This window comes from Kitasatospora cystarginea, from assembly GCF_039533515.1.
Taxonomy (GTDB): Bacteria; Actinomycetota; Actinomycetes; order Streptomycetales; family Streptomycetaceae; genus Kitasatospora; species Kitasatospora cystarginea.
Map to the genome: position 1 here is coordinate 1 of NZ_BAAATR010000156.1, position 1,578 is coordinate 1,578.

At 70.5% G+C, this 1,578-nt stretch carries 1 protein-coding gene; it reads right to left on the reverse strand.

Annotated elements, in window-relative coordinates; all coding sequences use genetic code 11:
* Positions 1–10: 10 nt before the first annotated feature.
* Positions 11–1,453, reverse strand: coding sequence for an NF041680 family putative transposase (locus ABD369_RS40535; RefSeq protein WP_344641651.1), 1,443 nt, complete (start codon positions 1,451–1,453; stop codon positions 11–13).
* Between the last annotated feature and the right edge of the window lie 125 nt (positions 1,454–1,578).

A 1,578-nucleotide genomic window follows, 5' to 3' on the forward strand; every position in this document is an offset into this window, starting at 1 on the left:
AGCTTGATCTTTAACCTGTGCGGCCGTAGTGCTGGTCGAGCGTCTCGGCGCGTTTGACGGTCTTTCCCGGTGTGTGGCGGGGTGCTCTCGCTCGGTTGCTCGACCCGAGGGGGCGCCCTGGGCCGGGGCGGGAGGGTTTCGGTGCAGCCGCCGGTCGGGCCGCCTTCGCGCAGATGTTGCGAAACCCCCGTCGCACCCGGGCGGGCGTCAACTTGTTTGCGGGCAGCGGGCGTTCCCAGGGCCGACGTAGATCCTTCACGGCTTGGCGGGCGAGCCACAACTGGGTGTGCGCGACGATGATCAGCCATGTCCAGACGTCGGCGCTGGCTGGTTCCCGAAGCTTGGGCGTGGTCCAGCCCAGTGTCTGCTTCAGCAGGCGGAAGGTGTGTTCCAGGTCGAATCTGCGCAGGTAGGCCTGCCAGAGCTGGTCGACGTGGCGGGCGTCGGCGCCTGGGCGTGAGGACCACAGCCATACCGGGTCCGGGTCCCGCCCGCCGGGCAGGTGCTCGACGGTCAGGCGGACCACGAGGCCATGCAGGATGGGGAGTTCGGCGTTTTGGTCGGCGATCCAGGCCGAGCGGCGGGTGAGCCGGGGGTGGAGGCGGTCCCATGCGGTGGCGATGGCGGTGCCGTAGCGTGTCGTCGCGGTCCGGGTCTCGATCTGCGGATCCCCCCAGGTGGTGGCCCTGGCGAGGGCGAACGGGGTGCCGTGCATGCGTGGGCGGCCCGGCCGAGGGGCGGCGTTGTGCGGAGCGGGGTCCCTGGCCAGCACCCGGTCGGAACGTAGCCTGCCGCACACCTCCACGGGCAGGTCGGCGAGCAGGAAGGCCAGGCGGGCCAGGTCGTAGCCGGCGTCGGCGACGATCAGCAACTCGGGTTCGCCCGTCCTCCAGTGGCCCGCTGCGACGATCCGCCCGATGACGTCACGCAGTTGTGCAGCGGTGACCGCCGCGGCGTCGTCGGCCGGGCCGAGTCGGACCGCGTCCAGCAGCCGGCACCAGGAGGTGCGGCCGGACTCCAGCACGGCGACGAAGGAGTAGGGCCAGCCGGGGATGAACTGGTCCTTGCTGCGACCGCGCCCGTAGACGTGGCAGAACAGCCGGTCGGGGCTGGTCTCGGCGTCCGGCCGCAGCCAGTTGGAGATGTCGACGGCCAGCACGATCCGGCCCTCGACCGCGCGCGGCACGGGCAGCGAGGCCAGCAGGGCGCGAAGCCGGGCCGGTTCGACCCAGCCGGTGTTCAGCGCCTGGTACAGGGCGCCGTGCCCGCGCCGGTGCTCGGCCTGCAGGCTCAGGTCGACCAACGTTCGCACGGGTCCGTCCTTGCACAGGATCGCGTCGGTGAGCTCGAAGAGGGCATCGGCGCGGGCGTACAGGCATTCGTAGAACTCGACCCGAAAGCGGGACAACACGTCCAACGCCGCACCTGCGGCAGCCTCGACCGGGACACTCATGGGCAGCGGCCGTTCTCTCTTGCTTCGTGACTCGACACCTCGAAGCGTGGGGAACGGCCGCCTCCGCTGTCCCGGGAAGAACCACAGATCAGCAGGTCGGGTGACCTGCGAGGTTAAACAACAAG